General features: G+C 67.4%; 11 protein-coding genes. 1 reads left to right on the top strand and 10 read right to left on the bottom strand.

The genetic code is table 11. The annotated features are described in order from the left end of the window. Positions 1-48: 48 nt before the first annotated feature. From rpsB to ABL312_RS06170, 6 genes are all read right to left on the bottom strand, one after another. Positions 49-876: a 30S ribosomal protein S2 gene (rpsB, locus tag ABL312_RS06195; RefSeq protein ID WP_349360506.1), complete on the bottom strand. Its 828-nt coding sequence runs from the start codon at positions 874-876 to the stop codon at positions 49-51. A gap of 392 nt (positions 877-1,268) precedes the next feature. Next, positions 1,269-4,709, bottom strand: a complete 3,441-nt coding sequence (gene dnaE / locus ABL312_RS06190) for a DNA polymerase III subunit alpha (protein ID WP_349360505.1) — start codon at positions 4,707-4,709, stop codon at positions 1,269-1,271. Positions 4,710-5,248: 539 nt separating this feature from the next. Beyond that, complete coding sequence (locus ABL312_RS06185) at positions 5,249-5,965, bottom strand: ABC transporter ATP-binding protein (protein WP_374730180.1); 717 nt, start codon at positions 5,963-5,965, stop codon at positions 5,249-5,251. Beyond that, positions 5,962-7,251 (bottom strand): lipoprotein-releasing ABC transporter permease subunit, encoded by a 1,290-nt coding sequence (locus ABL312_RS06180; protein WP_349360503.1) that lies wholly within the window; start codon positions 7,249-7,251, stop codon positions 5,962-5,964. Before ABL312_RS06180 ends, ABL312_RS06185 begins: the two co-directional genes overlap by 4 nt. A gap of 115 nt (positions 7,252-7,366) precedes the next feature. Then, entirely contained in the window at positions 7,367-8,698 is a 1,332-nt protein-coding gene (proS, locus tag ABL312_RS06175) for a proline--tRNA ligase (protein WP_349360502.1), read from the bottom strand. Positions 8,699-9,339: 641 nt separating this feature from the next. After that, positions 9,340-9,960, bottom strand: a complete 621-nt coding sequence (locus tag ABL312_RS06170; protein ID WP_349360501.1) for a hypothetical protein — start codon at positions 9,958-9,960, stop codon at positions 9,340-9,342. Between the two features lie 133 nt (positions 9,961-10,093). On the opposite strand from ABL312_RS06170, the gene trmFO reads away from it, so the two are divergent. Beyond that, positions 10,094-11,506, top strand: coding sequence for a methylenetetrahydrofolate--tRNA-(uracil(54)-C(5))-methyltransferase (FADH(2)-oxidizing) TrmFO (gene trmFO / locus ABL312_RS06165; protein WP_349360500.1), 1,413 nt, complete (start codon positions 10,094-10,096; stop codon positions 11,504-11,506). Between the two features lie 37 nt (positions 11,507-11,543). On the opposite strand, the gene ABL312_RS06160 is transcribed toward trmFO, so the two are convergent. The 4 genes from ABL312_RS06160 to secF all read right to left on the bottom strand — a co-directional run bounded on the left by ABL312_RS06160 (position 11,544) and on the right by secF (position 16,038). After that, positions 11,544-13,475, bottom strand: a complete 1,932-nt coding sequence (locus ABL312_RS06160) for a mechanosensitive ion channel family protein (protein WP_349360499.1) — start codon at positions 13,473-13,475, stop codon at positions 11,544-11,546. Between the two features lie 227 nt (positions 13,476-13,702). Further along, positions 13,703-14,566: a phytoene/squalene synthase family protein gene (locus ABL312_RS06155; RefSeq protein ID WP_349360498.1), complete on the bottom strand. Its 864-nt coding sequence runs from the start codon at positions 14,564-14,566 to the stop codon at positions 13,703-13,705. Between the two features lie 27 nt (positions 14,567-14,593). Next, positions 14,594-15,007: an Mth938-like domain-containing protein gene (locus tag ABL312_RS06150; RefSeq protein WP_349360497.1), complete on the bottom strand. Its 414-nt coding sequence runs from the start codon at positions 15,005-15,007 to the stop codon at positions 14,594-14,596. Positions 15,008-15,081: 74 nt separating this feature from the next. Next, complete coding sequence (secF, locus tag ABL312_RS06145; RefSeq protein ID WP_349360495.1) at positions 15,082-16,038, bottom strand: protein translocase subunit SecF; 957 nt, start codon at positions 16,036-16,038, stop codon at positions 15,082-15,084. Between the last annotated feature and the right edge of the window lie 15 nt (positions 16,039-16,053).

Below are 16,053 nucleotides of genomic sequence, written 5' to 3'. Positions count from 1 at the left end.
CCCTTTGCCGCCCGGCGCGCGCACGCCCGCCGGGCAACAGGATCGGGATCAGCCCGCCTGGGCCGGAGCCTCTTCCGCCGCTTCGGCCGGAGCCGGCTCGGCCGGCGCGGCCTCTTCGCCCGCCTCGGCCTCGAGCGCCGGCTCCACCGGCGCTTCCTCGGAAGCGCCGACATCGACGCCCATGCCGCCCTGCGCACGCGAGATGCCGTCGATCGCGGCGCGCGCGATCAGGTCGCAATACAGGCTGATCGCACGACCCGCATCGTCATTGCCCGGAACCGGGAAGTCGATGCCGTCGGGATCGCAGTTGCTGTCGACGATCGCGGCGACCGGGATGCCGAGCCGCTTGGCTTCCTGGATGGCGATCGCCTCGCGGTTCGTGTCGATCACGAACAGCAGGTCCGGCAGGCCACCCATGTCCTTGATGCCGCCCAGGTTCCGCTCGAGCTTCTCGCGCTCGCGGTCCATGAACAGGCGCTCCTTCTTGGTGAGACCGGCGGGGCTCGCCAGCGTCTCTTCCAGACGGCGCAGGCGCTGGATCGACTGGGAGATGGTCTTCCAGTTGGTCAGCATGCCGCCCAGCCAGCGGGCGTTGACGTGGTACTGGGCCGAGCGGCGCGCGCCTTCGGCGACCGATTCCTGCGCCTGGCGCTTGGTGCCGACAAGCAGAACGCGGCCGCCGGCGGCAACCGTATCCGACACCGTCTTCAGCGCCTGGTGCAGCATCGGCACCGTCTGCGCGAGATCGAGAATGTGGATGTTGTTGCGCACGCCGAAGATGTACTGCCCCATCTTGGGGTTCCAGCGGTGCTTCTGGTGGCCGAAGTGGACGCCGGCTTCCAGCAGCTGGCGCATCGTGAATTCGGGCAGGGCCATGGCCTTGCAACTCCTTGGTTTTTCCGGTTGTACCTCCGCAGGACGTGGCAGCGCACAAGCGCCGGCACCGGATGGACCCCGTTCGAGAACGAAAACCGACCCTGCGTGTGGAATGCGCGCGTTATAGTCGCCGTCGCCGGCCAATTCAAGCCCGGCAATGCGCGGTCGAGGGCGCGGTCATGCCGGTGTCAACAGCCCAGTCGCGCGCCACCGCCCCCCAACCCCGCTTCCGCTACGGCAGAAACGACGCCGTCCGGACCTCAAGACCCAGCCCGACCCCGATCGCTCCCGGCCGCTCAGCGACACTGAAATGAGGGGCGGCAATGATCCGGCACCAGCGCGCGTGCTGGCCGTCCCGCGCCCCCACTCCGGCATTTTCGCGGCAGGCGGCCTCAGGCGAGCTGAACGTCGATGACGCCGCGGATCGCCTTCATCGCGCCGGCGATCTGCGGCGTCAGGCGATACCCGCCCGGCAGCGCCACCTCGATCTCGCGCGAACCGTCCTCGGCCAGCACGATCACGCTCACCTCGCCGTCGCCCCGGTCGCGCAAATGACCGGCCAGCCGGCGCGCCGCGTCGCGGTCGCGCAGGAAGACGGTCAGGCTCTGCTGCACGCGCGCGGCCGCATCCTCCAGCGACTTCACCGACTGGATGCGCAGGCTCGGCTCATCGTCCCGCATGTCGGCACCGACGTGCAGAATCACCGATTTGCCCGGCTCCACGGCGTCGCGGAACTGATGCAACGTCTCGGAGAAAAGCAGCGCCTCATATTGCCCGGACGGATCCGACAGGCGCACGATGCCCATACGGTTGCCCGAGCGCGTCTTGCGCTCCTGACGCGCCAGCACCGTGCCGGCGAGCTTGCCCGCGCTCACGCCGCGTTTCACGTCCTGGGCGAACTCGTTCCACATGCGGATGCGCATGCGCTCCAGCAGCGGGCGGTAGGCGTCGAGGGGATGGGAGGACAGATAGAAGCCGATGGCGGACTGCTCGCGCTGCAATTCGTCCTCCGGCAGCCAGGCGGGAACATCGGGAAGATCGACCCGCTCGCCGTCCTCGCTGCCGCCGAACATGTCGTTCTGGCCGCTGAGCGCCTGTTCCTCGGTGCGCTGCGCGACGCCGACGATGCGATCGATTCCCGCCGCCAGACGCGCGCGATTCGGCTCCAGCGTGTCGAAGGCGCCGGCGTGGATCAGATTCTCCAGCGTCCGCTTGTTGAGCTGGCGCGCGCTGATGCGGCTCGCGAAATCGCCGACGCTCTTGTAGGGCCGGTCGCCGCGCATCTCGATGATGTGTTCGACCGCGTGCTCCCCCACGCCCTTGATCGCGCCCATGGCGTAGCGGATCTTGCCGTCCTCCACCGTGAAGTGCACGCCGGAGTGATTGACCGAGGGCGGCAGCACCTCGATCCCCATCCGCCGGGCCTCGACGCAGAAGTCGCTCAGCTTGTCGGTGTTGCCCAGATCGAGCGTCATGGAGGCGGCCATGAACTCGACCGGGTGGTTCGCCTTGAGCCAGGCCGTCTGGTAGGACACCAGCGCGTAGGCGGCGGCGTGCGACTTGTTGAAGCCGTAGTTGGCGAATTTGGCCACCAGGTCGAAGATCGTGCCCGCCTGGCCCTTGTCGATGCCGCGCTCCACCGCGCCATCGACGAAGCGGGCGCGCTGGATCTCCATCTCCGAGGCGATCTTCTTGCCCATGGCGCGGCGCAGCAGGTCGGCTTCGCCGAGCGAGTAGCCCGACAGCACCTGCGCGATCTGCATCACCTGCTCCTGATAGACGATGATGCCGTTGGTCTCGGTCAGGATCGGCTCGAGCAGCGGGTGGAGATAGTCCGGCTCCTGCTCGCCGTGCTTCACCGCGTTGTAGACGGGGATGTTGTCCATCGGACCGGGGCGATAAAGCGCCACCAGCGCGATGATGTCCTCGAAGCGGTCGGGCTTCATGCCGGCGATGGCCCGGCGCATGCCCTGGCTTTCCAGCTGGAACACGCCGACCGTCTCGCCCGCCGCCAGCAGCCGGTAGGTCGCCGGATCGTCCATCGGCAGGCCGGCCATGTCGACCGAGACGCCCTTCTGCGCGATCAGCGCCACCGCCGTGTCGATGACCGTCAGCGTCTTGAGGCCGAGGAAGTCGAACTTCACCAGACCGGCCTGTTCCACCCACTTCATGTTGAACTGGGCAACCGGCATGTCGGAGCGCGGGTCGCGGTAGAGCGGCACCAGCTTTTCCAGCGGCCGGTCGCCGATCACCACGCCGGCGGCATGGGTCGAGGCGTGGCGATAGAGCCCCTCCAGCTTCTGCGACATGGCGAGCAGCCGCGCGACGATCTCCTCCTCGCGCTGCGCCTCCTGCAGGCGCGGCTCGTCGCGGATCGCCTGTTCCAGCGTCACCTGCTGGCCCGGCGCGGCCGGCACCATCTTCGACAGCCGATCCACCTGCCCGTAGGGCATCTGCAGCACGCGGCCGACATCGCGCAGCACCGCGCGCGCCTGCAGCGTTCCGAAGGTGATGATCTGCGCCACCTGCTCGCGGCCGTATTTCTCCTGGACGTAGCGGATCACCTCCTCGCGGCGGTTCTGGCAGAAGTCGATGTCGAAGTCCGGCATCGACACGCGTTCCGGGTTCAGAAACCGCTCGAAGAGAAGCGCATAGCGCATTGGATCGAGGTCGGTAATGGTCAGCGACCACGCCACCAGAGAGCCCGCGCCCGAGCCACGGCCCGGCCCCACCGGAATGTCCTGCGCCTTGGCCCACTTGATGAAGTCGGCAACGATCAGGAAGTAGCCGGGAAAGCGCATGCTCTCGATGATGCCGAGCTCATAGTCGAGCCGCGTCCAGTAGTCCTCCTCGCTCATCCCGGGCGCCAGCCCGTGCGCGGCGAGCCGCGCGGCAAGCCCCTCCTTCGCCTGGCGCTTGAGCTCGGCGACCTCGGCCTGGAACACGGCTTCGGGATCGTCGGAGGCGCCGGCGAACTGCGGCAGGATCGGCTTGCGCTTCAGCGGGCGGTAGTGACAGCGCCGGGCAATCTCCACCGTGTTGGCCGTCGCCTCGGGCAGATCGGCGAAGAGCTCCAGCATCTCCGCCCGGGTCTTGAAGCAATGTTCGGGCGTGAGCCGGCGGCGGTCGTCCTCCACCAGCACCCGCCCTTCCGCGATGCAGATCAGCGCGTCATGCGCCTCATAATCGTCGCGCTCGGCGAAAAAGGGCTCGTTGGTCGCCACCAGCGGCAGCTCGAGCGCATAGGCCAGGTCCAGCATCTGCGGCTCGCTGGCCACCTCCTCGGGCATCTCGTGGCGCTGGATCTCGACATAGAGGCGATCTCCGAAGATCGCCTTCAGCCGCTCGAGCCGCGCGCGCGCCTGCTCTGTATCGCCGGCGACAAGCGCCTGCCCGATGGGGCCGAAGGCTCCGCCGGTGAGCAGGATCACGCCTTCGGACTTCTCGGCGAGCAGGGAGACCGAGACATGCGCATCGAGTGCCGGATCGGTGTCGAGATAGGCCCGGCTGACGATGTCCATCAGGTTGTCGTAGCCCGCCTCGTCGGCGGCGATCAGAACGATGGGCGCGAGATGCTCGGTCTTGCGCCCGCGCGTCACGCCGCCGTCCTGACAATCGAGCGGGATCTGCAGCCCGACGATGGGCTGGATGCCCGCCCCCCAGGCCTTTTCGGAAAACTCCAGCGCGCCGAAGAGATTGGCCGTGTCGGCAATGCCGAGCGCGGGCTGGGCGTCGTCCTTGGCAAGACCGATGAGCTTGCCGAGCGGCAGCGCGCCCTCCAGCAGCGAGAAGGCCGAATGAACCCGCAAATGCACGAAACCGACGTCGCTCATCCCGTTCCCTTCCGGCTTCACGTCCGGCGCGGCACCCTCCGCCGCGCCGGGCGCGCGCACCTCATGCGCCTTGACTGGCCGTCAGTGTCGCCGCGCCGGGCGGCGGAGTCGAGGCATCGCCCCCCGCCCCTCCCCGGCGAATCGGGCGCCATCCACAGAAGGGGCACAGGAGGTGGCGCACACGGGGCGGAGCATGCGCGCGCTCAGGCGCGCAGCACCTCCACCAGGACATCGCTCCAGATCAGCAGTGTCGCGCCGAGAAGCAGCAAGGCGCCAAGGGCGGCAACGTCCTGAAAGGTCTCTCGCACATCGTCGAACATGGGGTCCCTCCCGCTGGTCACTGTGTCGATATCCACAATATGTTCTTGTTTTGTTCTTATTGCAATCCCCCGGATACGGACCCGAAACGCCATGGTTAGCGTCCGGTAAACGGTGACGCCACGCGGTGCACAGGCGACGCCTCACCGAGCGCCGAGGCCGCATCGGCTCTCACGCGTCAAGGAACTGGAATGTCGGGGGAAACGACCGGCGGACGCGCGCTACACGTCCACGATCCGGCGGTCGTGCAGCGTGATCCGCCGGTCCATGCGCGCGGCGAGATCGAGATTGTGCGTCGCGATCAGCGCGGCAAGCCCGGAGGCGCGCACCAGCGCGACCAGCGCCTCGAACACATAGGACGCGGTGTCCGGATCGAGATTGCCGGTCGGCTCGTCGGCGAGCAGCACGCGCGGCGCATTGGCGACCGCCCGGGCGATCGCCACCCGCTGCTGTTCGCCGCCGGAGAGTTCCGAGGGGCGGTGCTCGGCGCGCGGGCCAAGACGCATGTAATCGAGGAGCTGGCTTGCCCGCTCGCGCGCCTCGCGCTTGTCGAGGCCGCGAATGAGCTGCGGCATCATCAGGTTCTCCAGCGCGGTGAACTCCGGCAGCAGGTGGTGAAACTGGTAGACGAAGCCCAGTTCCAGCCGGCGGATGCGCGTGCGATCGGCATCGGGCAACTGCCCGCAGGCGACCCCGCCGATGTAGATCTCGCCGGCATCGGGCCGCTCCAGCAGGCCGGCGATGTGCAGCAGCGTCGACTTGCCCGCGCCCGACGGAGCGATCAGCGCGCAGAGCTCTCCCGGGCGCAGCGCGAGATTGGCGCCGCTCAGGATCTCCAACCGGCCCTCGCCCTCGCGAAAGCCCCGGTCGATGCCGGAGAGAACCAGCGGCAGATCCGCCAGATCGCCGGCGGCGGCTGTGTCGGCTGTCATCGTCATTCGTACCGCAGGGCCTCGACCGGATCGAGCCGCGCCGCCCGCCACGCCGGGTAGAGCGTGGCGAGAAGCGACAGCACCATGGCCATCACGACCACGGAGATGGTCTCGCCGGTGTCCATCTCCGCCGGCAGACGGCTCAGATAATAGAGTTCCGGCGAGAAGAGCTCGGTGCGTGTCATCCAGGAAATCGCCTGACGAATGCTCTCGATGTTCAGGCACACCACGAAGCCGAGCACGAAGCCGGCCAGCGTGCCGACGACCCCGATGCTCGATCCGGTGATGACGAAGACCCGCATGATCGCGCCACGCGTCGCACCCATGGTGCGCAGGATCGCGATGTCGCGCCCCTTGTCCTTCACCAGCATGGTCATGCCGGAGATGATGTTGAGGGCGGCGACCAGCACGATCAGCGTCAGGATCAGGAACATCACGTTGCGCTCCACCTCGAGGGCGGAGAAGAAGGTGACGTTGCGCAGCCGCCAGTCGCTGACATAGGCGGGACGTCCGGCCCCCTCCTCGATCAGCGGCCGCATGGCGCCGACGCTGTCGGGATCGTCGGTGAACACCTCGATGCCGGTGACGATGCCTTCCTGGTTGAAGTAGAGCTGGGCCTCGCTCAGCGGCATGAAGGCGATGGTGCCGTCGTATTCCGACATGCCGATCTCGAAGATCGCGGCGACCGGATAGCCCTTCACCCGCGGCGTGACACCCATCGCGGTGACGTTGCCGCGCGGACTGACCAGGGTCACCCGGTCGCCGATGGTGACGCCGAGCTGACGCGCCATGCGCGTGCCGATGGCAATCCCCTGCCCCTCGTCGAACCCGTCGAGAGACCCGGCGGTGACCGTGTCGGCGACCAGCGGCAGCTTGCGCAGATCGACGCCGCGCACGCCGCGCACCAGCGCGCCGAAGGAGCCCGACGGCCCCGACGCCAGCACCTGCCCCTCCACGAAGGGCAGCGTGAAGACGACACCTTCCAGGTTCTCCACCCGCGCGGCGACCGCGTCGTAATCGTCAAGCTCGCTGCCCACGGGCTGGATCAGGAGATGACCGTTGATGCCGAGGATCTTGGACAGAAGCTCGCCGCGAAAGCCGTTCATCACCGCCATCACGATGATCAGCGTGGCGACGCCGAGCATGATGCCGAGAAAGGAGAAGCCGGCGATCACCGAGATGAAGGTCTCGCGCCGGCGCGAACGCAGGTACCGGCCGGCGAGCATCCACTCGAACGCCGCGAACGGCCGCGTCTCGCCGCCCCGTCCGGTTGCCGTCGCATCCTCGCTCATGCTCGCCTTTCTTGCCCCCGCGCCTCTTGTTGCTCTGCGCGGTCGCGCCCCCGCGCCTGTCTTCTTCCCGCGCGGTCGCGCCCCCGCGCCTGTCATTGCTCCGCGCGCGCTCCGCTCAACGCACGGTCAATGCGTCCACAAGCCGATTGACCGCCTCCTGCGGCGAAACCGTGACGCGCTCTCCGCTTGCCCGATTCTTGAGCTCCACGACACCCTCCTTGAGCCCGCGCGGGCCGACGACGAGCTGCCACGGCAGGCCGATCAGGTCCATCGTCGCGAATTTCGCGCCGGCGCGCGTGTCGACGTCGTCGAGGAGAACCTCGATGCCGGCCGCCTCGAGCTGGGTCTCCAGATCCGTGCAGGCCGCGTCCGCCGCCGCGTCGCCGGGCTTCAGGTTGATCAGCCCGACGTGGAAGGGCGCGACCGAGGCCGGCCACACGATGCCGTCGTCGTCATGATGGGCCTCGATGATCGCGCCGAGCAGACGCGACACGCCGACACCGTAGGAGCCCATGTGCACCGGCACCTCGACGCCGTCGGGACCGGCGACACGGGCGTTCATCGGCTCGGAGTATTTGGTGCCGAAATAGAAGATGTGGCCGACCTCGATGCCGCGCGCCGACATGCGCCGCGCCTCCGGCACGTCGGCGAAGGCGGCCGCGTCGTGCATCTCGTCGGTCGCGGCATAGGGCGTCGTCCAGGCTTCGATGACCGGCGACAGGTCGGCGTCGAAATCGGTGTCGGCGCCGGGAATCGGCAGGCCCATCAGCGCCTCGTCGCAGAACACCTCGCTCTCGCCGGTGTCGGCGAGAATGATGAACTCGTGGCTCATGTCGCCGCCGATCGGGCCGGTGTCGGCGCGCATCGGGATCGCCTTCAGGCCCATGCGGTCGAAGGTGCGCAGATAGGCAACGAACATCCGGTTGTAGGCGTGGCGCGCGCTGTCCTTGTCGAGATCGAAGGAATAGGCGTCCTTCATCAGGAACTCGCGGCCGCGCATGATGCCGAAGCGCGGGCGCACCTCGTCCCGGAACTTCCACTGGATGTGATAGAGGTTGAGCGGCAGATCCTTGTAGGAGCGCACCGCCGAGCGGAAGATCTCCGTGATCATCTCCTCGTTGGTCGGCCCGAACAGCAGCGCCCGGTCGTGCCGGTCGGTGATGCGCAGCATCTCCTTGCCGTAGGCGTTGTAGCGCCCGCTCTCTATCCAGAGATCCGACGGCTGGATGGTCGGCATCAGCAGTTCCTGCGCCCCGGCGCGGTTCTGCTCCTCGCGCACGATCTGCTCGATCTTCTTCAACACCCGGAACCCGAGCGGCAGCCAGGCATAGATGCCGGCGGCCTCCTGACGGATCATGCCCGCCCGCAGCATCAGGCGATGCGAGACGATCTCCGCCTCCTTGGGCGTTTCCTTGAGAATGGGGAGGAAATAGCGGGACAGGCGCATGCAGGCTCACTCTACGGCGGTTTGGCTCGGGCGGAATGGAAACATGCCGGCGCCGACGCGGCGCGGACACGAAAACTCGATTTGGGCAGTCAAAGCGCATGCGCCGGGAAAACACAAGACCCGCGACCGCAATGGTCACGCCTTCGGCGCGGCGCGACCGAATGTGTCGCGAACGCCCTTCGATCTTGCCGATCATTCGCCGCAAGGGGGCGGACGCAAAAAAAATGAGCGGCCCCTGCACAAAATGGTGACAACGCCATGTCGATACGGTAATGTCCGTGACCATAACAAGGCAAAGACACCGCAAGGCTGTCATTTGCCAAAAAGCAGACATCGCGGTCTGAGTCTTGGGAGGAACAGCCTTCTGGCGCGCTGAGAAGCTGCTGCCCGCGGATCATGTTCTTTACATGGTCTGTGTCGGAAGGTGCGATACGCGAAGACTTTAAAGCAAGGCCTTTGGGCCTTGCTTTTTTTCTTTGTGCTTGCCAGTCATCGCAAGAATTCATCTTCCCCAGCCTGCCGCATGACTGCAACCGGGACGCATCGCAGGGTTGCATACCGACGTGCGCCACCGGAAACGATCACCGCGCGCGCGACGTGTTTTCTCTCAAGGTCAGCGGCCCGGCTCCCGGGCGCTGCGATCAGGCGCGCTCCGCGAACCACTTTTCCAGCGGCTGGATGACCGGCGGTTCGCCATTGGCCCTTGGCCAGGAATCGATCGCGAAAGCCGCGCCGCCGGTTTCGCGCACCACGGCGGTGGCATGCGGATAGCGCCCGTCGAGGAAGAAGCCGCGCGCGACGGGCCGGACCACCTTGTGGTGACGCAGGTAGCCGTGGCGTTCGGCCAGCAGCAGCACGCTGGTGGTGTTGGTCGCCTCGTCGATGCAGTCCATCTGCCCCGGCACGCCGGAATTGTGCAGGTCGAAGCCGCCGACATCGCCCTGCGATCCGACGACCGGCCCCGCCTTCGTCTCGGCCCAGGCGATAGCGCGGGCAATTGCCGCGCGTTCCGCCTCGGGCGACGCCCGCCCGCGCGCCAGGATCCGCTGCAGCCGCGCCCGGTCGCGGGCCGAATAGGTCACGGCGGTCTTTCGCGCGCAGCCGAAGGCGTGACACACATAGATGCGGCTGGCGCGCGGCGCCACGCCGTCATGGGCGGCATACCAGGAGGCCGCGCCGCCTGCTGCCTGGCCCGCGCAGCCGGCAAGCGCGGATGCGCACAGGAGCGACAGCACGGCGACGACGGGACTGAAGCGAATCACGGTTGCGGTTCTCCCTTGGAGGCCCTGTTATCGCCGCTTCGATTGTCACGGCAAAGGGGACGCGCTAAGTGAGCGCCAATATTTGCCACACCCCGGCGCACAGGCTTTGCGCCGAAACGAGGAAGAGGACGCCATGCAGCCCATTCATGTCATCGGCGGCGGTCTGGCCGGCTCCGAGGCCGCCTGGCAGATCGCCCGGCGCGGCGTGCCCGTCGTCCTGCACGAAATGCGCCCCGAGCAGGGCACGGACGCGCACAAGACGCAGGATCTGGCGGAACTCGTCTGCTCCAATTCCTTCCGCTCCGACGATGCCGAGACCAACGCCGTCGGCCTTCTTCACGCGGAGCTGCGCGCGGCCGGCTCGCTGATCATGTCGGCGGCCGACAGCCATCAGGTGCCGGCCGGCGGCGCGCTCGCCGTGGACCGCGAGGGCTTCGCGGCCGCCGTCACCGCGGAGCTGGAGGCCCATCCGCTCATCACCATCGTGCGCGAGGAAATCGCCGGACTGCCGCCGCAGGACTGGGACAGCGTGATCGTGGCAACCGGCCCCCTCACCTCGCCGGCCTTGTCCGAGGCCATTCTCGAGGCGACGGGCGAGGACGCGCTCGCCTTCTTCGACGCCATCGCCCCGATTCTGCATTTCGACTCCGTCGACATGGACGTCGCCTGGTTCCAGTCGCGCTACGACAAGGTCGGCCCCGGCGGCACCGGCAAGGATTACATCAACTGCCCGATGGACAAGGCGCAATACGACGCCTTCATCGACGCGCTGATCGCCGCGCCCAAGACCGAGTTCAAGGAGTGGGAGGCCAACACCCCCTATTTCGACGGCTGCCTGCCCATCGAGGTGATGGCCGAGCGCGGTCGCGAGACCCTGCGCCACGGCCCGATGAAGCCGATGGGCCTGACCAACGCGCACAAGCCCCACGAAAAGGCCTATGCGGTCGTGCAGCTGCGCCAGGACAACGCGCTCGGCACGCTCTACAACATGGTCGGGTTCCAGACCAAGCTGCGCCACGGCGCCCAGCTCGAGGTGTTCCGCACGATCCCGGGGCTGGAGAATGCGGTCTTCGCCCGCCTCGGCGGATTGCACCGCAACACCTTCCTGAACTCGCCGAAACTGCTCGACGGCACCTTGCGGCTCAAGGCGCGCCCGGCGCTGCGCTTCGCCGGGCAGATCACCGGCTGCGAGGGCTACGTGGAATCGGCGAGCGTGGGCTGCATGGCCGGGCTCTTCGCCGCCAGCGAACGCCTCGGCGTCGCCTGCCCGCCGCCGCCCGAGACGACCGCCATGGGCGCGCTGCTCGGCCATATCACCGGCGGGCACATCCTGCGCGACGAGCCGGGCCCGCGCTCCTTCCAGCCGATGAACGTGAATTTCGGCCTGTTCCCGCCGGTCGAGACGCCGAAGACCGATGCCGAGGGCAAGCGGCTGAAGGGCAAGGACAAGACACGCGCCAAGAAGCGCGCCATGACCGACCGGGCGAAGGCGGCCTTCGCCGAGTGGATCGCCCGCACCGTGCCGGCGCGCGAGGCGGCCGAGTAGTCGACCGCCCGCGCGCCCCGGCGGGTGGCGATCCCGATCAGCCCTCGCTGCCGGTGCCCAGCACCTCGTCGAGAGGCATCGCACCGGATCCGGCCGCCGCCGCGTGGCGACCATCGGCCGGCGGCGTGTCGGCCTGAGCCGGCAGGCCCGCATCCTTGCCGAAGTAGGTCACATTGGACGGGAAGGCGAAGTCCGAGCCGTTCTGCTTGACGATCCGCCCGATCTCCAGCAGCAGCTCCTGCTGGATGGCAAGGAACTCGACCCGGTCCGCCGTCGAGATATAGGTGAAGATCTCGATGTCGATCGAGTAATTGCCGAAGCCGACGAGCGACACGCGCAGCGCCATCTGATCGAGCACCTTGGCGTGCTGCTCCAGATAGTCGTGAATGTCCTTCGCGATTGCCGTGACCTGATCGTTGCGCGTCTCGTAGCGCACGCCGATGACATGCTTGAAGAGGAAGCGGTCGCGCCGGCTGAAATTGACGATCTTGCGTTTCGCCAGATCCGAGTTGGCGACCGTGATCAGCGTCCGGTCGAGCGAGCGGATGCGCGTGGAGCGGATGCCGATATCCTCCACCGTGCCGGCGAAGCCCTCGAACTCGCAGTATTCTCCCACCCGCACCATGCGGTCGGCGTAGAGGATGACGCCGCCGATCAGGTTTTCCAGCGTCGGCTGGGCGGCAAGCGCGACGGCCAGACCGCCGACACCCAGACCGGCGACGACGCCGTAGATCGGAATGCCGATCCGCGTCGCCCCGTAGCCGAGGGTGATCACCGCGAAGGCGAGCCCGAACAGGCGGAAGGCGGAGAGCAGCAGACTGGAATCGAGGCTCGCCGTCGGCATCGCCGGGTTCTTGGTGACGTAACTCGCAATCAGGTCCACCGTCTGATAGGCAAGCCAGGCCAGCGTCACCCACAGCACGACCGAAGAGAAGGTGCCGACCGCCACCATCGGCGCGCCGGTGATGTTGATCTGGTGCTCGACCAGATAGCGGAAGGTTATCACCACGAGCAGCTGCAGCAACGGCTGCTGGAAGCCGCGCAGGCGCCGATGCACATCCGACAGGGGCACGGCGCGCCAGCGGTTCCAGCGCTGCAGCGCGACCGGAATGGAAATGCTCACGATCACCAGCGCCACCAGCAGCAGCCACTGCCAATAGGCCTGCGACATGAACTGGTTCTGCAGCCACTCGGGCCCGGCGAGGATCACATCGTACCAGCGCGGCGCGACGAGGCCGCCCGGCGTGTAGATGTAATATTCGTACATGTCCTCGCCGCGATCCGAGCGCGAGGGGAAGCGCTTCACCGCCTCGTAGTCGTCGGGAATGCGATCGACCGTCTCCTTCGACACCAGGTACCGCTGGTCGCCGCCCTGGCTCGCGTCGAGACGCTGAAAGACGATGCTGGTGCCCGGCAGCGTCCACCGTTCGGGCAGTTCGGCGGCCTCGCGGGCATCCAGGAAGGAGCCGGCCGCCTCGCCCGGGATTTCGTCGAAGCGCGGCATCAGGATCCGGTCCAGCGTCTCCTGGAACTGCAGGACGATCTCGATGGCCGCCGAATCGCGCGCGGTCTCGGGAATGTCGCGCAGGTCGAAGATCTCCTGCGCCTTGGAGATCAGAAGCCGGACGACCTCGACCCGGCGGATCTGATCCTCGTTCATGAAGAACTGGCCGCTGTCGCGGAATTCGTCGCGCACCTCGCGCCACGTGCGCACCGCTTCGGCCATCAGAAGCATGAAGCTCTCGAGCGCGGCGCGCGGGCTGGTCATGTCCGGCGGCGAGATCGGATATTCGCGCAGCAACGCGGCCAGATCGGCGACGCGTTCGTTGACCTGTTCGACGTTTTCTTCCGCGGCCTCGAGGCTTGCGCCGTCGCCGGCTTGCCCGTCCGCGCCGAACAGAGCCGCCGTCCGGTCGGACAATTGCCCCACATCGACCGCATCGAGCGCGGCAAACGTCGTCTCGGCCATTACGGGCGCGACGGCACCGCCTCCCAGGACACATGAAACCACCGCCACCCGCAGCATTCTGGCCGAAAACGCCCCCGCCGCGGACAGGCCCCGGCGCACAATCGCCTGAAAGACCATATCCTTACCCCTTGCTCGCACACTCGTCGTTGCGGCGCAGCCTAAGGGCGCGATGATAAATTCCAGGTTACGGAAAGACGAAACAGTCCCGCAAAAGGCGATAATCGCGCTCAGCCGCGCCGCGACCGCATCCAGGAACGCCAGAAGATCCAGTGCTTGCGCAGGGCGCTGAGATCGACCGGGGTGTTCAGCGGATCGACATCGCGGCGCTCCAGACGGTCCAGCATGGGCCCGACGAGGCACACGGGCAGGAAGGCCGGCACGGTCTCGCGCGGCGCGTGGCCGATCAGTTTGCGGGTCGCCTCCAGATGCCGGCGGGCGACGGCGACGAGATCGCGCAGCGCCGCCTTGAGCTCCGGGCGCGTCTCGCCCCGAAACAGCGTTTCCCGGTCGACGCCATGCGCCTCCAGAAGATCGGCCGGCAGATAGAGCTGGCGCCGGCGCGCGTGCCAGGGCAGCGCGCGCATCAGACCGGTCAGCGCATAGGCGACGCCCGCGTGACCCGCGATCTCCGCCGTGCCCGGGTCCCGGCCCTGGCTGAGGACGATGGACGCCATCTGAATGAGCGCGGACGAGGTCTCCCCCGCGTAGCCTTCGAGATCGCCGAGACAGGGCATCGGGTCGTCGTAGAGATCGAAGACCCGCGCGTCGATAAGGTTGTGCAGCGCGGCCGCCGGCAGCGCGTAGGCGCCGATCGCCCGGCGGATGGCGCCGGCGACCGGGTGTTGGTCCACGTCCGATCCGTCCGGCGCGTCCAGCGCGTCGCGCCACCACTGAAACCGGATTTCGCCGGGCATGGGATCGGACACGATCTCGCGTGCCCGCGCGATCTCCATGTTGAAGGCATAGAGCGCGGCCAGCGCAGGGCGATCACGCTCCGGCGCGTACAGAAGCGAGAGATAGCGGTCGAAATCGTAGGTGCGAACCTGGTCCAGACAGACGTCCGAGGCGGCACCGGCAGCGGTGGCGGTCATGCAAGCACACTTAGGGTTGGCGGCCGCTCAGTCCACGGCCAGAAACACCCCGGCAACCGCCCGGTCTTCGGAAAGCAGCACATTGAAGGTGCGCACGGCCGCGCCGGTGGACATCGGATCGGCCATGATGCCGGCTTCGCGCGCCGCCGCCTTCACGTCTGCCGGCAGCGGGCGAAGATCGGTGCCCGTGCCGACCAGCAGCACCTCGATGCCGGCCTGCTCCGCGAAGACCTTGGCAAGCGCCTCGACGTCAAGGTCGGCCGGGTCGCTGACGGAAAAGCCGTAGATGCCGCTCGGCACGCAGAGGATCGAGCCGCGATGCGACATGCCGGCAAAGCGAAAGCCGCCGTTGCCATAGGCCTCGATCGGCGCCCGGTCCGGATAATGGGCATCGCGCACGACGATGCCCGCACCGCGTCCCCGCTTCGCCTCGTCCGTCATGCGTGCCCTTTCACGTCAGATCACGGCGCGCCGCCGGCGGCGCGCCGATGGGTCGGCCATCCCGTTCGGGCCCATCAGCCCTGGGTCGCGGCCTCGCTCTTGCCGGCGTCGCCGTCGTCGGAGCCGCCCGCGACCACCGCCGAGGAGCGCAGCCCCAGCACGATCAACAAAGGAGCGGCCAGGAAGATCGACGAATAGGTGCCGATCACGACGCCGAAGATCATCGCCAGCGTGAAGGAGCGGATCACCTCGCCGCCGAAGATCCACAGCGCGATCAGGGCGAGCAGCGTCGTCACCGAGGTCATGACCGTGCGCGACAGCATTTCGTTGATCGAGCGGTCGAGCAGGTCCGGCATCGGCATCTTCTTGTATCGTCGCAGATTCTCGCGAATCCGGTCGTAGACCACGACCGTGTCGTTGAGCGAATAGCCGATGATCGTGAGGATCGCGGCGATCGACGACAGCGAGAACTCGAGCTGCAGCACCACGAAGAGGCCGACCGTGACGACGATATCGTTCAAGGTCGTCAGGATCGCGCCGATCGCGAAGTGCCATTCGAAGCGGAACCAGATGTAGAACAGGATCACGATCAGCGAGGCGGTCACGGCGATCAGGCCGGCCTGCGCCAGTTCGCCCGACACGCGCGGACCGACGACCTCGACGCGGCGGAACTCGACGCTCTCGCCGAAGGTCTCGCGCACCAGCGAGACCTGCGACTGCTGCGCCAGTTCCCCGCCTTCCGGCGCCTGAATGCGCACCAGCACCTCGTCCGGCGCACCGAACTGCTGCACCTGGACGTCGCCGAGGTTCATCGTGCCGAGCTGGGCGCGAATGCCGGCGATGTCGGCGGGCGATTCATTCGTCTTCAGCTCGAAGACCGTGCCGCCCTTGAAGTCGATGCCGTAATTCAGCCCGACCGAGAAGAACAGCGCGATGGAGGCGAGGAACATGATCGCCGTCAGCGGAAAGGACACCGTCCTCAGCCACATGAAACGGAACCGGGTGTTCTCAGGGATAAGCTTCAACAACATGGATCTCGTCCCCGT

The organism is Stappia sp., assembly GCF_040110915.1.
Taxonomy (GTDB): Bacteria; Pseudomonadota; Alphaproteobacteria; order Rhizobiales; family Stappiaceae; genus Stappia.
Note: the sequence above shows the minus strand (reverse complement) of the source record. Positions and strands in the feature narration are given on the sequence as shown.